The following is a 16,694-nucleotide window of genomic DNA, read 5'->3' as shown; positions in this document are numbered from 1 at the left end:
CACTCAATTTTGAGTGCTTGATTTGAATATTTTTAAAATTAACATTCATATTGAAAAGTTTATTATACAAGGCAAGGTTGAGGCTGTGATTATTGATAGTTCTATATTAAAAAAGTACAATATCATATGTTTTGATTTAGATGGTACTATTCTAGATGACAGAAAAGAGATTAGTGATTTCACAATCAATATTTTAAAAGAATTATATGAAGCTGGTTGTGAAATTATTATAGCTACGGGCAGGTCCATTGAAAAAGCACGAGATCTTTTGAGAAAAGTCGATTTTCCATATATGATTGCTGCAAATAATGGAGCTTTGGTAAAGAGTTCAGATTCCCAAGAGGCAAAACTTTTTATTCCCTTGGAAAGAGATATAGCAATGAAAATTGTGGAAATAGGAGATAGAATTAATCTATATCCCTATTTACATGTTTACGACAGAAATGGTAATTGTAGTCTTATCGTCAACAGCATTAAAGATAAAAAGGAATATCTTGGATCTGTTAACGATATATCAGAGATACTATATTATGAAGAGGCAAATAGCTATCTATTTGACGCCATTCTCTCGGTGGTTTTTTTAGACTCATTTGAAAATGTTGATAAAATCTGTAGCGAAGTAAATTCTTTAAAATTAAATGTAACAAATCATACTATCTTGGCTTCAAAAGAGGGATTGATGATGTCTGAGTTCTTAAATGTAGAGGTCAATAAGGGAAATGGAATTAATAAAATTTTAGAAATTACGGGAAATTCCTGGGACAAAGTAGTATCCTTTGGAGACGATAACAATGATGAATCAATGATACGACAAGCTAAATTGGGTATAAGTATGTGTAATGGAAGTAGTTTTTTAAAGAGACATGCCGACTTAATTACAGAAAGGGACAACAACTGTGATGGAGTGGCATATGAATTGATTAAGTTATTTGGAGGTAGATTATGAACCTTAAAGATTTGATGGGAGAAGAGTTTTACAAAGAGCATAAGGGAAAGAACTTAGTGATATATTTTTATCCTAAGGACAATACACCAGGATGTTCTCAAGAGGCAGTTGATTTTTCTGAAAAAAAAGATGATTTTGAAAAGTTAAATACTAAAATTTATGGTGTTTCCAAGGACTCTGAAAAATCCCATGAAAATTTCAAAGAAAAGAAGAATTTGACTATAGATTTAATAAGCGATGAAGAACTTTCTCTAATAAAGTCTTTTGATGTTTGGAAGAAAAAGAAGATGTTCGGGAAGGAATACATGGGAGTTGAAAGGTCAACTTTTATTTTTGATAGTAAAGGTGAACTGGTAAAAGAGTTTAGAAAAGTGAAAGTAAAGGGTCATGTAGATGAAGTCTATAAATTCATAGAGGAAAATCTAAATGAATAGTACTCCATACTATGTCTATAGTGACTATTTAAAGGAAAAATATGGAGAAAAAGTTTATAAATTACCAATAAAACTAAATCTAACCTGTCCCAATAGAGACGGTAGAGTAGCCAGAGGAGGCTGTATTTTTTGTAGTGAGAGTGGTGGCTCCTTTGAGAATCTGTCTTCTAGCTTAACCGTTGAAAATCAACTTAAATCCAATATGGAATATATCGGAAAGAGGTACAATGCAAAGTTATTTATAGCCTATTTCCAAAATTTTTCAAACACATATATGAGCCTTGAGGATTTTAAATCTATTATAGAAAGTTGTAAGATGGATAATATAGTTGGAATTTCAATTTCTACAAGACCTGACTGTGTATATCAATCTCACTTAGAATTTTTAAAAGAATTTGCAAAAGATAGCGGACTGGAGATAATATTTGAACTTGGTTTACAAACTGCAAATTATCATACCTTAAATATATTAAATAGGGGACATGGAATTGCAGAATTTGTCGATAGTTGTATTAGGATAAAGGAAAGCGGCTTTAGAATATGCTCCCATGTGATAATTGGATTGCCATGGGATGAGGATTTGGACATTGTAGAGACGGGGAAAATGCTAAATGTCTTGAAAGTTGATGAAGTCAAAATTCATTCTCTATACATCCCAAAGGGTACAAAACTTAGTAAGATGTATAAAAATGACGAATTTGAATTGATCAGTAGAGAAGATTACGAAAGAAAGGTAATTTTATTTTTAAGGCATTTGAATCCAAGGATTGTGATTCAAAGGTTAATTGGTAGGATGCCAAAAGAGGAAACTGTTTTCTGCAATTGGCAAACCTCCTGGTGGAAGATAAAAGAATCCATCGAAGACCAGATGTTGACAAATGGATATAAACAGGGGGACTTATATAGAGCCCTTGAAGAAAACCCATTTAAATAGTACAATAAATACAAGACAATACTTAAGAAAGGTTGTGGTAAAATGGTTAAATTTGTAATTGGTCCTTCAGGAAGTGGAAAGACTAAATGGCTTATCGATGAGGCGAATACTGAGAAAGCTAATGGAAACGGTAACATAGTTTTTATTGACACCGACGATTCTCATATTTATTCCTTAGATCACAAAGTTAGATTAATCAATGCAAATAAATATCATATCAATTCTGTAAATGGCTTTTATGGATTTTTAGCCGGAATTATTTCAAGGGACTATGATATTGAAAAGGTATATGTTGATGGTATTTATGACATCGTAGATATCAGTGTAGAGGAATTAGCTACTCTTTCAGAAGAGTTAAGTGCTTTATCAGAAGAATTTCATGTAGAATTTTACATTGGGCTTAATAAAGAAAAAAGTGAATTACCAGAGCATATGGCAGAAAGTAGTATAGAACTTACATTGTAAGATTTAAAAAGGCATATCTAATATGCCTTTTTAATAAGTTTAGCTCTAAAGTACTTGGAGCTTAGAAAAAGGAAAGAAATGGATAGCGAAAAAGAAATAATACAAAATTTTATTTACCATAGGGATAGGCTGATTAAAAGTCTAGAAGAGGGAGAGATGGACAAGGAGTTATTTTTATTTAGAAATGCTCTTTTGGTGGAAAAACTTTCTATGAGGCCCTTTAATCCAGTTGATTCCATAGAAAAAGGTCTTTATAATTACCATTACTATAATGTTCTTGCAAAGCAATATAATAATCTAGGTAATAGTACCAACGGAAGGAAGCAAAAGTTTAATTTTAATAAGAGGGACAATTACTATTGTGAAAAGGACAAGTCCTTAGAGGCTATGTTGGAGTTGAGAAACTATAAAAATGTTAAGGCCTATTTTATTCACCTTCATTCCACACGACTAAAAAACTACATTTTTGAAGTTGTGTTCACGGATAAAGAATATGCAATTTTTCATTCTAAGAATATAAAAATATTGAATAAATTGAAGAAGAATCGAGTTTTTTCAGAAAGCCCACAAAAATCTTTAATAGATACATATGTAAATAAACCTTAAGTAAAAAAGCCGAGTTATCACATTAGATGATACTCGACTTTTTTTGATTAATTTTCTTTTACTTCTGCTAAAGCATTATTGGTGATTTGGTTGATTACTTCCTCCAAAGTAGAACCCTTTTTTATTTGATAGGTTTGATACTCTATCTTATTTCCCAAATCGTAGGTGTTTATTACATTTAAGAATTGCTCAACATCATCGATTACTTTACTTTCATAAAGGATTCTTCCAACATCTTCTGGAGAGGACCCTTCAGGTAGTATTACTGAAATGTCGATGTCCGGTATATTTTCACTACTATATAGAGCTTCCCTTTCAACATTTTCCACAGCTTTAACTTCATTTCCTCCAATTTTACTATAATCCTTTGAAAACATATAGCGTATTCTATTTTGCAGTATAAAGGCTACTGCAGCAATGATAACCAAAGTAAATATTATGTGATTCAAATCGTAAATTGTATCTTTTATAAAATTAATAAATCTTTTCATAGGTCTCCTTTAATTAACTCTTAGTTCAAGGTATAATTTAGATAGTACTATTATAACATAAAGGACAGGATATGAGAGAAATTAAAGTAGGAGTTAACGATTCAAAACAGAGAATGGACAGATTTTTAAATAAATATTTGCCCAAGGCTCCCAAATCGTTAATACAAAAATATATTAGACAAAAGAGAATAAAGCTTAATAAAAAGAGAACAAAGCCAGATGAGCTAATCTATGAAGGGGACCTTATTCAATTTTATATTTATGATGAAGTTCTTGAAGAATACGAAGAAGATAAAGAGGCGTTGATTTACGATAACAATTTGGATATTGTATATGAAGATGAAAACGTGATCTTGATGAATAAACCCTATGGAAAGTTAAGTCATGCTGCTTCTAGTGAGGACTATGGAAATAATTTAGTTGATGAATTGGTAAGCTATCTTATTTTAAAGGGTGACTATGTTCCAAGAATTGAGAAATCCTTCACTCCTGCAATATCAAATAGATTGGACAGAAACACTTCTGGACTTATAATCGGGTGTAAAAATAAAGAAAGTCTTAATGCAATGAATAGTGCTATTGCAAATGGGAGTATTGAAAAATATTATCTTAGCATCGTAAAGGGTAATTTAAAAGATATTACATTAAAAACAAATGTAAAGCGGGAGGGAACAAAAACAAAGGTTATAAAGTCTGATATAGGTAAGGAGTCTATATCTGAATTTTATAATTTGCTATCTAATGATAATTATTCCCTTGTAAAGGTAAATTTAATAACCGGTAGAACTCATCAGATAAGATCCCATCTACAATCTATTAACCATCCAATTTTAGGAGATGGGAAGTATGGTGATAAGTCCTTAAATGAAAAATTTAGGAAGGAATTTGGTTTAAATAGGCAATTACTTCATGCCTATAAAATTGTTTTTAATGAATTAGAGGGAAATTTAAAATATTTAAACGGTAAGAGTTTTAGAGCAAAACTACCAGAGGATTTTAAAACAATAGCAAAAGAAATATTTGGTGATGAATATGAAAATAAATGTAAATAACAAGGAACAGATTGTTGATGAAGGTATAAATTGTTTAGAACTTAGTAAGAAGATATACCCAGAGGAAAATATAGTTGCAGCTATTGTCAACGACTGTTACTATAACTTATTTAAAGAAATTAAGGAAAATGATAAAGTGAAGTTATTCCATTGCCAAGCACCGGAAAGTGTAGACATTATGGAAAGAACTTTAACCCTTGTCTTTATTCTAGCCTGTAAGAAATTATATCCCAATAAGAAGATTAGGGTGGAACATTCCATAGGTGACCATCTATACTGTGAATGGGAAGATAGAGATCCTTTTTTTCATACGGATATTGAAATCATTTCTGATAAGATGAAGGAAATTATTAAGTCGGATTATCCTATAGAGAGAAAAAAGGGAAGCAAAGAAGAGGTATTAAAACTCTTTGAAGAGGCTGGTTATACTGAGAAAGTTAATTTGTTTAAAGAACTTGAAGTTGAGGATATAGATTATTATTTAGTGGATGGTAGAATTTTTAAATTTTTTGGCTATCTTGCTCCTTCTACTGGTTCTCTACTAAACTTCGATATAAAGCCATATTATCCTGGTGTTGTAATAACTACTTCTACAGCAGGAACCAAGGGTCAAATTCGTGAATTTAAGGAACAAAAATTATTGTCGAAGGTTTTTTTGGCATCAAATAGGTGGACTAAGCTTTTAAATATTAGAGATGTAGGAGAACTAAATCAATATATTATTAACGGCAAAAGCAAATTTATCATAGACATTGCTGAAGCGTATTTTGAAAATCAGATTTCCCAAGTTGCAGACAATATATTGAAAGATCAAGATGTTAATCTAGTTCAAATTGCAGGACCTTCTTCCTCTGGAAAAACTACATTAGCCTATAGACTATCTGTCCAATTAGGTGTTAGAGGAAAGAAACCGATTTTAATATCTACAGATAATTATTTCGTAGACAGGGATAAAACTCCGTTGGATTCTGAAGGACAACCGGATTATGAAGCTTTACACGCAATAGATTTGGATTTGTTCAATAGGGATTTAATGTCATTAATTGAAGGTAAACCTGTGAGACTACCAATTTTTGATTTTATTTCTGGCAAAAGAGGTTTTGATTCAAAAGAGACGATTCTAGACGAGAATAGCATAATAATAATTGAAGGTTTACATTGTTTAAATCCTGAATTGACTAGAATGGTACCTGAAAAGAACAAGTATAAGGTCTACATTTCTGCTTTAACTCCTTTAAACTTGGACAACCACAATAGGATATCTTCATCTATGGTTAGACTATTGAGAAGAATGATAAGAGATTATAGATTTAGAGGAAATTCTATGGAAAAAACTTTATCTTCTTGGGAAAAAGTTAGGGCAGGAGAGGAGATTTATATATTCCCTTACCAGGACTTGGCGGATATTACTTTGGACTCCTCACTAATTTATGAATTGGCTGTGATTAAAAAATACGCCTATGAATTATTCGATAAATATGAGGTAAGTCCTGAACATAAAAAGACAGTTAAAGAATTGAAGGCCTTTTTGAAATATTTTAAAGATATTGATGAAGAAAAATATGTTCCAATCAATTCAATTCTAAGAGAAATGATAGGATGGGAGTAATATGAAAAAAGTAATAGGAATAGATATAGGTGGAACTAAGATTTCCTTTGGAATCATGGATGAAAGGGGAAATCTGTTGAAAAATATAGTAAAACCTACTCAGTCCAATAGAGAAGATATTATTGAGAGCATCTTAACAAATATTAGGGAGCTTAATGATGGTGATATTGCCGCTATTGGAATTTCAACGGCGGGATTTATCGATACAATTCAAGGGAAAATTCTATTTGCTGGAAATATTAATGGCTGGACAGGATTTCATCTAAAGAAAAGTTTGGAAAATTTAATCAATATTCCAGTTTTTGTTGCTAATGATGCCAATATGGCTGCATTGGCGGAGAAGTGGATTGGCAATGCAAAGGAATTTGACAATTTCATAATGCTTACCATGGGTACAGGTCTTGGTGGAGCAATTTATGATAAGAGAATAGGTTTTTGGGAAGGTGCCACCTATCAAGGTGGAGAACTAGGACATATTATTATGTATCCCGAAGGTAGACTTTGTACCTGTAATCAAAGAGGTTGTGCAGAAAAATATATTGCTGGGTCTGCACTTTCATTAAACTATGAGGAATTGACAGGTAAAAATCTTACTGGTTATGAAATAATCGAAAGATTGGGCGTTGATGAAAATGCAAAAAAAGCATTGGAAAAACTATCCAGAGATCTAGCTTTATATATATCCACCATTAAAAACATATTTGACCCAGAGGGGGTTGTCATAGGGGGAGGATTTAGTGAAACTTCCAAGTACTGGCTAAATTCTACCATAGAAAATTATTTGAAAATTTGTAATAGACCAGGGGATATGAAGATAGTTATAGGAAAGTTTTTAAATGATGCAGGGGTTATTGGCGCATGTAGATATGCCTTTTTAAAGTTGGAAGAAAATAATGGATAGAATTTTAGAATTTTACAATAAGAATAGATTATATTCAAATCTATTAGAAAAAATAGAAGACCTACTTAAAGAAAAGGACCAGGACTTTATTGTAGTTTTACCTAATCAAAGTCTAATAAATAGAATTACAGAGGATATTACCTTGAACTTTAGGGTGATATTTGACTTGAAGTTATACACCTTTGACGATTTGGTTAGTATGGATTTAATTAGAAAGCAAGAAAAATATGATGACTTATACTCTAGGCTAATTTTACGCAAGGCACTTCAGGAATGTGTTTTTGAAAATTTAATTGAAGACACAGTTTTCTTTAATTCTGAAGGCTTTCTTGCAACGGCTAATAGATTTAATAACTTATTAAATGAATCAAACTTAAAGACAGAAGTTATAAAGTCTGCCTTTCCAGAGGATGAGGCGTTTAAAGCCATATATCATCTATTGGAGAGGTATAATAATTATCAAGATTTATATCATTTTAATGAAAGGTTCAAAATCTACCAAAGATTTTTGACTGATTTTACTAAGAAATTAGGCATAAATAGAGTTTTAGTAGCTGGCTTTACCGATTTTACTCCATTGGAGTTAAAAGTTTTAGAAAGGCTTCAAGAAGAGGAAGTTTCTATAGATTTGTACTATTTAAATTCGTCGATGGTTAAAGACACACCGATTAGAGATTCTTTTAGAAGCTTAATTTCAAGGGGATTTAATTTAACTAAGATGGAAGAAAAATCTTCTAATTTTGAATTCCAAGGAAAAGTTGTTAAATGTGAAGATGAAATACTAGAGATAAATAGATTGGCTATAGAATTAAAAAGAGATTTAACACAGAACCCAGAATTAAAAACTTGTATTGTAGTAAGAGACACTGATACTTTACCACAGATACAAAGGATATTTGATTCTAGTAATATGACATTAGGGATAAGAGAGGACTATAAAATTATCGACTCTCCTTTAGGAAAAGAACTATGGAATCTTTTTTCCTTGGATTTTGAATTAAATAAGTATTTGTTGATCAATTATAAAAATCCACTTCTTTTTAAGACAAAGGATGAAATATTGGATTTTGAGAAAATATTATGCGAAAACAAATTCGAACTAGTGGAGGAACTATTTTCCCTAGAGGAGTTTAAGTCTTTAGCCGGTTATCCTGAACTATTCGATAGAATTAATTATATAAATAAAAATATCCTAAATAATAGGGGAAATATAGATGGTTTAAAATTTGTTCTAGGTCTATGTGAAAATTATATTAAAGAAGAGGCATTAGAGGAAGAAAGTTTAGAATTTGAATTTAATGATTTTTTGAAATCCCTTTTAACTGGCTATAAAAATCTAATAAAGGATTTAAAGGAAGATTCTTGGATTAGTTTTTTCAAAGATATTTTAAACAATTTTAAAATAAGATCCACTTTAAATGAAGACTATGACATAGAGTTAACTTCCTTTGAAATGTTCAATTTACTAAATTATGACAGTATCTATTTTATTGGATTTGATGATAGTAACTATCCTTTGATCAAGACTTCCAATTATTTCTTTAACAATACAAGAATCCAAAAGTACAAGGCTTTAGGATTTAATATCCTCAGTAATAGGGAGATTTATTACAAAGAGCTGTTGAACTTTTGCAATATATTCGATGGTGACTTAAAAAAAGTATATTTCAGCTATGTGGGAAAGGATGAAAAAGTCCTTTCTCCATTTATAGACCATTTAAATATGCGATTTCCTGAAGAAAAATATGGTTTAAAAAATTTTATTAGACCTAATTCAAATGAAGTCATTTCAGAGGTGGATAAAAATAAATATCTAAGTTCCTATTACAGACAAGATGTTAAAATGACCAGGGATTTTTCCCTAAATGAGAATATTTTTAGAAGTGATAAAGACATAAATTATTATTCTTCATCCCAATTGGAAACTTATATTTCATGCCCTATTAAATATTTTTACAAATATATCTTACAAATTGAGGATTACTTTAAACCCTCTGTCGATGTCCTTAAGATAGGTTCTGCTGTTCATGAGACTCTAAGAATATTATTTGAAAGTTACAAAATATATCTAAATCCAAAGATTAAGACCAGGGAGCTTATCGGGAAAATTTTAAAAAAGCAATTACGACTACAGGATTATACAATCAACCAAAATACTGAAGATGATTTTAATAGATATGTTTATCTAATAGATAAAACAATAGAAAGGGATTTGATCTTTATCCATGAAAGAGAATTGACTCCTATTTCCTTTGAGGAGAATTTTAATGGTTCCATAGATATTGATAATAAAAGAATTTATTTATCTGGTATCATTGACAGAGTCGATAAAGACAGATATGGAAATTTGCATTTAGTTGATTATAAGCTGGGGAAATCAGGAATTATGAAATACGATGATTTTTATAAAAAGGGAATTAGCTTGCAATTTCCTATCTACGGTTCTATTAAAACAGCCTGTAGCTGTAGATATATCTGTATTGACGACATAAGTATTAACGAATTTTATTCCTATTATATAGAGGGGGAATTTAAACAAGAGTATCTTAATTCGATGAAAGTTAGGATGAATGAAATCATAGATGAGACCATAAAACATATTTCCCAGGAGGATTTTTTTTATGGGGCAATTAGTAAAAATACATGCCGATTCTGTGAATACAAAGATTTTTGCAAATATAGGTGAAAGATATGAAGCTTAGAGATGAGCAAGTTAAAGCTATTGAAACTATAGATAAAAATGTAATTATAAATGCTGGTGCAGGGACGGGAAAAACAGAAGTACTTACTAGAAGATATGTGCATCTTTTAAAAAATGGTGTATTTACTAAAGACCAAGAAGTAAGTTCTATTGTTGCTATAACATTTACCAAAAAAGCTGCCCAAGAGATGAAACAAAGGGTTAAAAATTTAGTCAATGAATCAAATGATCCATATCTAAAGAGTTTACTTGGAGATCTAAATAACCCAAATATTTCTACGATAGACAGTTTTTGTGGGAAATTGGTTAGAGAAAACTCCTATCACTTAAATATTGATCCAAATTTTTCTATAATGGACGAAAAGGAAAGCGATGAATTATTTAATAGAACTTTAAACCAATTATTAGATGATGAAAAATATAGTGGAATCATTTTTAAAATTTTAAATGTTACGGGAAAAAGACAAGCTGATCAAATTAGATCTGATATATCTTCAGTGTATAAACAAGTTTGTGAAAGTGTAGAAGATACAAATTTTTACAAGGACCTAATTTATAATAAAACCTCTGAATTTAATAGATTTAGTAAAAGACAGGAAATATATGAAGAGTTAATTAAGTTAAATGAAGAGAGGAAACTTTCAAAAAAATTGGAAGAGTTTTTATTCCAGGATAGAAACATAGACTATCTATTGAAGGAAGATTACAATGCCTTTATGGGTTTAGTTTCTATTATGAACTCACTTAAAGCTGAAAAATACGATTACGTAAAGTCCCTAATAGATTTAGAATATCAGTTTTTAGAATGTAAACACCTAGATTTGAATATTTTATTACTTGATTTATTTAATGAATTGGATGGTAGAATCTTTACAGAAAAGAAGAGTCTAGGAAGGTTTGATTTTACTGATGTCTTAAAAATGGCATTAAAACTATTGGAGATTCCTACAGTAAAAAATAAAATTCAAGAACAGATTAAATATTTAATGGTCGATGAATATCAAGACTCCAACGATATGCAAAAGGAACTATTTTATAAAATATGCTCGCAGGATGACATTTTGGACAGAGACAATCTCTTTGTAGTAGGAGATCCAAAACAATCTATCTATGGTTTTAGAGGGGCAAATATTAATGTATTTAATGAAACTTTAGAGGACATTTTGGAAAGTGGCGGAGAGTTAATCGATTTTAGAATGAATTTTAGATCTGACAAAGATATAATTGAACCGATTAATAATATCTATTCCCAGGTAATGGGGGATAGATACACTCCTTTGAATTATAGTAAAGACTCGGGAAAATCTAAATTCCTAATTATCGATGGTGATAAAAATGATGGTAAGGAACAAGAAGTAGATTTAACCTCCAGATTTATTTTAAATTCATTGAAGTCTAAAGAATGTAATTTAAAGGACTTCACTTTATTATTTCGCATGAGATCTGGAATGAAGGAATTTGAAGAAAGTTTTAAAAACTATAAATTACCTTACTATACCTTTGACTCACCAGGTTTTTTCATCACTGAAGAAATAAATTTAATACGTGCAATTCTTAAGCTCTATAAAAATCCTTCAAATACTTCATCCTACTATATAATATTGAACTCTAGAATTTATGGCCATACTGATGTGCAGATTTTAGAAGCAATTAAATCTTCATCTAAGGCATTGGAGAATTCACAAAATGACATATATTCAAAAATAATTGAATTAAGGCAAAGAAGGTTTTATTCGAACTTTGAATTGTTGAATGAAATTTATAGAAAATTCAAAATCCTTGAAGCCTGGAATTATGAGAAAAAGGATTATCAAGGTCAGGGAAACTTGTATATGATGTTGAAAATTGCTCAAGAGTCTGATAAAAATAATGAAAACTTTGATGAGTTTTTTTACACTCTAGAGGACAAATACTCTACTTTAAATCAACAGCAAGTAGAAGATGAGCAGTCCAAAGTGATTAAGTTGATGACCATACATGGCGCTAAAGGCCTTGGATTTAATAGGGTTATCCTTCCCCAAATGTCAAAGATGACACCTTCTGATAAGAGTCTTATTAACTTTACTAAAGTTTATGGTGTTGGAATAAACCTATTTGGAAATGGATTTATCTTTAATAAAAATAAAGATATCAAAAGAAAACATGATGAAGTGGAAGATGATAATATTTATTATGTTGCCATGACAAGAGCTAAAGAGGATCTTGTATTGGGGGTAGCGGGAAGGAATTCTGGTTATAAAAAAGTAATTTATCCAATTATAAAAGAGAATTACTTGAACAATTTTATCAAAGAAGAGGACTATTTGAATATTTCATACTTGGAAAGTGAGGAGTATAAAGGGGATTACTCTATGGATTTTGACTATATTAAAGATTTGAAAAGTTCGAAAACTTCTATAAGGAATTTAAATATTTCACTGATCATGGAAAATTATAATAGAGAAAATAGTATTCCAAGAATTTACGATAGTAATTTAAAGGACAACCAGTCGAATATATCGGAAGTGGAACTAGGAAGTATCATTCACAGATTTGCCCAGATTTATAATGGTGAATTTGAACTAACTCTTAGTAGGGTTATGGAAGAATTTCTAATTGATGATGATAATTTTGAGTTCATAACAAGTCTGTTACAATCGATATTGGAAAAACTACCTAAGGAATATTTTTTAGCAAGACGGGAAATGAATTTTATATACCGGGTTAAAAATTGTATATTCAGAGGAATAATTGACAATATTCAAGAATTTGATGATACAATTATAATAACGGATTACAAATATTCAGCTTTAAATAATAGAAGTTTAATTGAGAACTATTGGATTCAATTGGTCTTTTATGGAATGGTAGTTCAAGGGGCTTATAAGGACAAAAAGATTGAATTACAATTGATAAATTTACGCAATAGCTTCAAAACTAAGATAGATTTTAATGAAGAAAAAAAAAGATTTTTAAAAGAAATCATTATTGACTATGTTGACGGAGGTAAAATTGGACGAAAAGATACTATTGGTTGAAGATGAAGAAAATATAAGAAAATTTACTAAGATTAACCTTGAAAGAGAGGGGTTTAAAGTTCTTGAGGCCGAAACAGGAGAACTTGGTGTGGAAATAGCAGAAAGAGAAAATCCCATTGTTGTAATTTTGGATATCATGTTACCGGGAATTGATGGCTATGAGGTCTGTAGTATTCTTAGAAAGAGTATTCCTAATACGGGAATCATTATGCTTACAGCAAAAACCCAGGAGGATGATAAGATATTTGGTTTGGAAAAAGGTGCTGATGACTACCTTTCAAAGCCATTCAATCCTAAAGAACTAATTCTTAGAATAAAGTCTTTAATAAGAAGACTAAAGGACACAGAAAGTGAAAACTTTTTGAGAAGAGGACCTTTCGAATTGGATTTAAATGCTAAGTCCTTAAAGAAGGATGGTAAACTTATAGATCTAACACCAACGGAGTTGGCCATAGTAACTTTATTTATGAAAAATCCTGGCAGGGCTTTTTCTAGAACTGAACTTCTTGACATCCATTGGGGAATGGAATATTTAGGTGAGACTAAGATAGTGGATGTAAATATAAGAAGATTGCGATCAAAAATTGAAGATAATCCAGGTAAGCCAAAATATTTGGAGACTGTATGGGGAACGGGTTATCGATGGAAGAAGGAATAAGTATTGAAGGCTACGATTAAGAGGAGAATAGTTTCTTCTTTTGTATTAATAATTCTAATCACCGTTATAGTATTTGAGATATTCTCCATGTACTTTGTACGATATTACTATTATTCGGTGGTTAATGACAATTTAAAAAATGAAATAATGTATACCTTGGATAAGTACAAATCCAATTTAGTAGATGGTAATATTGAAAATTTAATTCTCGATGATGCAGATAGATATTTTAGAAGTTTGAAGCCTCAAGTACAAATATTAAATAATTCTAAAATGGCCATCTACGATAGTCTTGGAACTAATGTAGTTGGAACTTCCCTTAAAAACTATGTGGATATCGAAAAGGCAGTAGAAGGGGAAACTGGACAATTTATAGGACATATGCCTTACTCTGAGGACATGGTTATGGGAGTGTCTGTACCCATAAAGACAAAGGAGGGACAAATAGGTGTTATTAGATTTATAACATCTTTGGAAGCTGTCAATGCAAAGATTAGCAATAGGCTTTTTGTATTTTTAGCTTTTGGACTATTTGTTCTATTTTTTACCGTGGGGATATCCATTCTGGTATCAAATAATTTGACAAGACCGATTAGTAAGTTGACAAAATCTGCTGAAAAGCTGGCAGAAGGTCAGTTTAATACCAGGGTAGAAGGTTCTAAGTTTAAGGAGTTAGATGCCCTGGCAAGCACCTTAAACTATATGACGGATAATATAAAAGAGAAGGAAAAGCTAAAAAATGATTTTATTTCATCTGTATCCCATGAACTGCGAACTCCATTGACTTCGATTAGTGGATGGGCCCTTACACTATTGGTGGATCCTAAGGATACGGAACTTGTAGAACAGGGTCTAGAAATAATTGAAAGTGAATGTAATAGACTTAGTCTTATGGTTGAAGAACTATTGGATTTTTCTAGATTTACTTCTAATAGGATAAAACTGGAGAAGGAAAAAGTCGATTTTACAGAACTATGTATTGAAATAAAGAGGCAACTTACCCCTAGAGCTAAGTCCCTTGGTATCGATCTGTTGATTAACTTTGAACCAGAACATATCTTTGCATCATTGGATCCAAATAGAATTAGACAGGTTTTAATCAATTTATTGGATAATGCACTGAAATTTACAGAGGCTGGTGGTGTTGTTATACTTAATCTTTCAGAAGATGAAAAAAACATTCACTTTGAAGTTATCGATACTGGTGTTGGAATTGACCATGAAGAAATTTCTCTAATAACCGGTAAATTTTATAAGGGCAAGAACAGTAATTCCCATACTGGCCTAGGTCTATCTATATGTGAAGAAATTGTTAAACTTCATGATGGAGAAATGATGATTTCAAGTAAATTAGGTGAGGGAACGACCATTAAGATAACTTTACCAAAGGGGGTAGAAGAATGAAAAGATTAAAATTTCTTTTAACTTTTACTATTCTTCTTATCACTTTAACAGGGTGTTTAGATTTAGAAGAATACGATGCAAATTCAGCAATAGTAGCGCCTGAAGTCAAAGACTTAATGCTTGAGGGAACTTGGAAAGTCAAGGAGAGCAATTTTACTTCAAATGCGGATATGGCATATTTAGATGTTAAAAATCTATATATATCCAATGATGTGTTTGAGTTTGGAAATAGATTTTCAGTTAATCCCCAATACGAGTCAAAGCTTGTAAGTAGGGATTCCTATTTTAAAAATCAGACAAAAATTGACCCAAAGGATATCACTACTGAAGAGTTTGTTCAAATAGTTGTAGTTTCAGATTCGGAAGGTTTTTATCAAGAGTTGGTAAAGATAGACGATAATACAATTTTTTTAGAATCAAACCAGACTAATTATTTTTTGGTTAAAACTGCAACAACCGTTTCAAAGGATATATTAACTAAATATGCCGACGGAGATATTTCTACAAAGGAAGCCTATAATGGAATAATAGGAGGAGCGATAACTCTTAAATTTCAAAAAGAGGAAGATGGACATACTGTAACTGAATATAAAACCTACTATCTATACTACGATAATTCTGGAGGAAATGTTAAGACGAAATCCGCCTATGAAATGGATAATATCTTTTTGGTAAGGAAAAACACCTTTAATACCGTTGCCTATACTGAAGATTGGACTAATGAAAAGTATTCTGGACGATTGGATGTAACGGAAATTGGCGATGGGGAAGAAGGAGTATACCTTTATGAAATATATAAGTCTGCGGTTCCCTTTGAATTAACCTATATGTCAAGTAATTACTACAGCATTATGCTAACGGACCCTTCAAATAAGAATAAAATCGATTATAGAATTAGATCGATAAATTCCTCTAATGAAGATCCACCCCTTGACATTGAGGATATTGCAGGGTCTGAAGGTGTCAAGTTCATAAAGGAGCTATTAAGTAAAGAAAAGGAAAAGGCTAAGATAAAGAGTTCGATAAAAGTGATTACGGATTACTTTAATCTAGGATTAGTGAGAAAAAATGGAGTTTGGCAGTTTAAAACAAGTTTAATAACCGGCGATGATGAAGATATTACCTATAGGGATATAGATTTGAATCTACCTATTCAAAATAGTTTAATCACAGAGTCTGCTTTGGATAAGAAATGGGAGGATTTAAAAAAAGAAAATCCAGATCTTATCGATATAATCTACTCTCCAGAGAAGAATTTTTATGTTATATTGACGGAGAGTAACTTAATTTTCTACAATATAACCTCAGAAGAACCGATTATGAAAGTAGAATTGCCAAAGGAATATAATAAGAGACTTATTAAAGCGGATTGGCCTGTTGGCAATAATGCTGATTTATGGAAGGGCTACTTTATAAAAGCCACAGGAACCAAGTTAAGTAAATTTCAATAGAAAATATGTAAAAGAGCACTCTATA

Annotated in this window: 14 protein-coding genes; 13 read left to right on the top strand and 1 reads right to left on the bottom strand. The window is 31.0% G+C overall.

Annotation, left to right across the window (positions count from 1 at the left end; all coding sequences use genetic code 11):
* Positions 1-22: 22 nt before the first annotated feature.
* The 5 genes from Q1K37_RS00800 (at position 23) to Q1K37_RS00780 (ending at position 3,385) form a co-directional block, all read left to right on the top strand.
* A complete protein-coding gene (locus Q1K37_RS00800; protein ID WP_300408399.1) occupies positions 23-946 on the top strand; it encodes a Cof-type HAD-IIB family hydrolase in 924 nt (307 codons plus the stop codon).
* Positions 943-1,380, top strand: coding sequence for a peroxiredoxin (locus tag Q1K37_RS00795; protein ID WP_300408396.1), 438 nt, complete (start codon positions 943-945; stop codon positions 1,378-1,380). Before Q1K37_RS00800 ends, Q1K37_RS00795 begins: the two co-directional genes overlap by 4 nt.
* Complete coding sequence (locus Q1K37_RS00790) at positions 1,373-2,314, top strand: TIGR01212 family radical SAM protein (RefSeq protein WP_300408393.1); 942 nt, start codon at positions 1,373-1,375, stop codon at positions 2,312-2,314. Before Q1K37_RS00795 ends, Q1K37_RS00790 begins: the two co-directional genes overlap by 8 nt.
* A gap of 42 nt (positions 2,315-2,356) precedes the next feature.
* A complete protein-coding gene (locus Q1K37_RS00785; protein WP_300408390.1) occupies positions 2,357-2,779 on the top strand; it encodes a hypothetical protein in 423 nt (140 codons plus the stop codon).
* A gap of 78 nt (positions 2,780-2,857) precedes the next feature.
* Positions 2,858-3,385 (top strand): DUF6648 family protein, encoded by a 528-nt coding sequence (locus tag Q1K37_RS00780; RefSeq protein ID WP_300408387.1) that lies wholly within the window; start codon positions 2,858-2,860, stop codon positions 3,383-3,385.
* A gap of 47 nt (positions 3,386-3,432) precedes the next feature.
* Here Q1K37_RS00780 and Q1K37_RS00775 read toward each other — a convergent pair whose 3' ends face one another.
* Entirely contained in the window at positions 3,433-3,876 is a 444-nt protein-coding gene (locus Q1K37_RS00775) for a hypothetical protein (protein ID WP_300408385.1), read from the bottom strand.
* A 71-nt stretch (positions 3,877-3,947) separates the two neighbouring features.
* Between Q1K37_RS00775 and Q1K37_RS00770 the strand changes: the two genes are divergently transcribed.
* Genes Q1K37_RS00770 through Q1K37_RS00735 form a run of 8 tightly spaced genes read left to right on the top strand, consistent with a single transcriptional unit; the run spans position 3,948 to position 16,669 of the window.
* A complete protein-coding gene (locus Q1K37_RS00770; RefSeq protein WP_300408384.1) occupies positions 3,948-4,928 on the top strand; it encodes an RluA family pseudouridine synthase in 981 nt (326 codons plus the stop codon).
* A complete protein-coding gene (locus Q1K37_RS00765) occupies positions 4,909-6,537 on the top strand; it encodes a nucleoside kinase (RefSeq protein ID WP_300408382.1) in 1,629 nt (542 codons plus the stop codon). The genes Q1K37_RS00770 and Q1K37_RS00765 overlap by 20 nt, the downstream gene beginning before the upstream one ends.
* Position 6,538: 1 nt before the next feature.
* Positions 6,539-7,438 carry an ROK family protein gene (locus Q1K37_RS00760; RefSeq protein WP_300408380.1) on the top strand — a complete coding sequence of 300 codons (900 nt, stop codon included), beginning with the start codon at positions 6,539-6,541 and terminating at the stop codon, positions 7,436-7,438.
* Positions 7,431-10,124 (top strand): PD-(D/E)XK nuclease family protein, encoded by a 2,694-nt coding sequence (locus Q1K37_RS00755; protein ID WP_300408378.1) that lies wholly within the window; start codon positions 7,431-7,433, stop codon positions 10,122-10,124. The genes Q1K37_RS00760 and Q1K37_RS00755 overlap by 8 nt, the downstream gene beginning before the upstream one ends.
* Before the next feature lie 5 nt (positions 10,125-10,129).
* Positions 10,130-13,156 (top strand): UvrD-helicase domain-containing protein, encoded by a 3,027-nt coding sequence (locus Q1K37_RS00750; RefSeq protein WP_300408374.1) that lies wholly within the window; start codon positions 10,130-10,132, stop codon positions 13,154-13,156.
* Positions 13,131-13,814 carry a response regulator transcription factor gene (locus Q1K37_RS00745; protein ID WP_300408371.1) on the top strand — a complete coding sequence of 228 codons (684 nt, stop codon included), beginning with the start codon at positions 13,131-13,133 and terminating at the stop codon, positions 13,812-13,814. The genes Q1K37_RS00750 and Q1K37_RS00745 overlap by 26 nt, the downstream gene beginning before the upstream one ends.
* 3 nt (positions 13,815-13,817) lie before the next feature.
* Entirely contained in the window at positions 13,818-15,218 is a 1,401-nt protein-coding gene (locus tag Q1K37_RS00740; protein ID WP_300408369.1) for a HAMP domain-containing sensor histidine kinase, read from the top strand.
* A complete protein-coding gene (locus Q1K37_RS00735; RefSeq protein WP_300408366.1) occupies positions 15,215-16,669 on the top strand; it encodes a hypothetical protein in 1,455 nt (484 codons plus the stop codon). Before Q1K37_RS00740 ends, Q1K37_RS00735 begins: the two co-directional genes overlap by 4 nt.
* The last annotated feature ends 25 nt before the right edge of the window (positions 16,670-16,694 follow it).

The sequence above is a fragment of the Lagierella sp. genome, from assembly GCF_029983815.1.
Classification (GTDB): domain Bacteria; phylum Bacillota; class Clostridia; order Tissierellales; family Peptoniphilaceae; genus Mediannikoviicoccus.
This window is presented reverse-complemented; position numbering and strand designations above follow the sequence as displayed.

Coding starts and splice junctions, on each gene's coding strand:
- Q1K37_RS00795 (WP_300408396.1), top strand. CDS start 943: ATGAACCTTAAAGATTTGATGGGAGAAGAGTTTTACAAAGAGCATAAG.
- Q1K37_RS00790 (WP_300408393.1), top strand. CDS start 1,373: ATGAATAGTACTCCATACTATGTCTATAGTGACTATTTAAAGGAAAAA.
- Q1K37_RS00785 (WP_300408390.1), top strand. CDS start 2,357: ATGGTTAAATTTGTAATTGGTCCTTCAGGAAGTGGAAAGACTAAATGG.
- Q1K37_RS00780 (WP_300408387.1), top strand. CDS start 2,858: ATGGATAGCGAAAAAGAAATAATACAAAATTTTATTTACCATAGGGAT.
- Q1K37_RS00775 (WP_300408385.1), bottom strand. CDS start 3,876: ATGAAAAGATTTATTAATTTTATAAAAGATACAATTTACGATTTGAAT.
- Q1K37_RS00770 (WP_300408384.1), top strand. CDS start 3,948: ATGAGAGAAATTAAAGTAGGAGTTAACGATTCAAAACAGAGAATGGAC.
- Q1K37_RS00765 (WP_300408382.1), top strand. CDS start 4,909: ATGAAAATAAATGTAAATAACAAGGAACAGATTGTTGATGAAGGTATA.
- Q1K37_RS00760 (WP_300408380.1), top strand. CDS start 6,539: ATGAAAAAAGTAATAGGAATAGATATAGGTGGAACTAAGATTTCCTTT.
- Q1K37_RS00755 (WP_300408378.1), top strand. CDS start 7,431: ATGGATAGAATTTTAGAATTTTACAATAAGAATAGATTATATTCAAAT.
- Q1K37_RS00750 (WP_300408374.1), top strand. CDS start 10,130: ATGAAGCTTAGAGATGAGCAAGTTAAAGCTATTGAAACTATAGATAAA.
- Q1K37_RS00735 (WP_300408366.1), top strand. CDS start 15,215: ATGAAAAGATTAAAATTTCTTTTAACTTTTACTATTCTTCTTATCACT.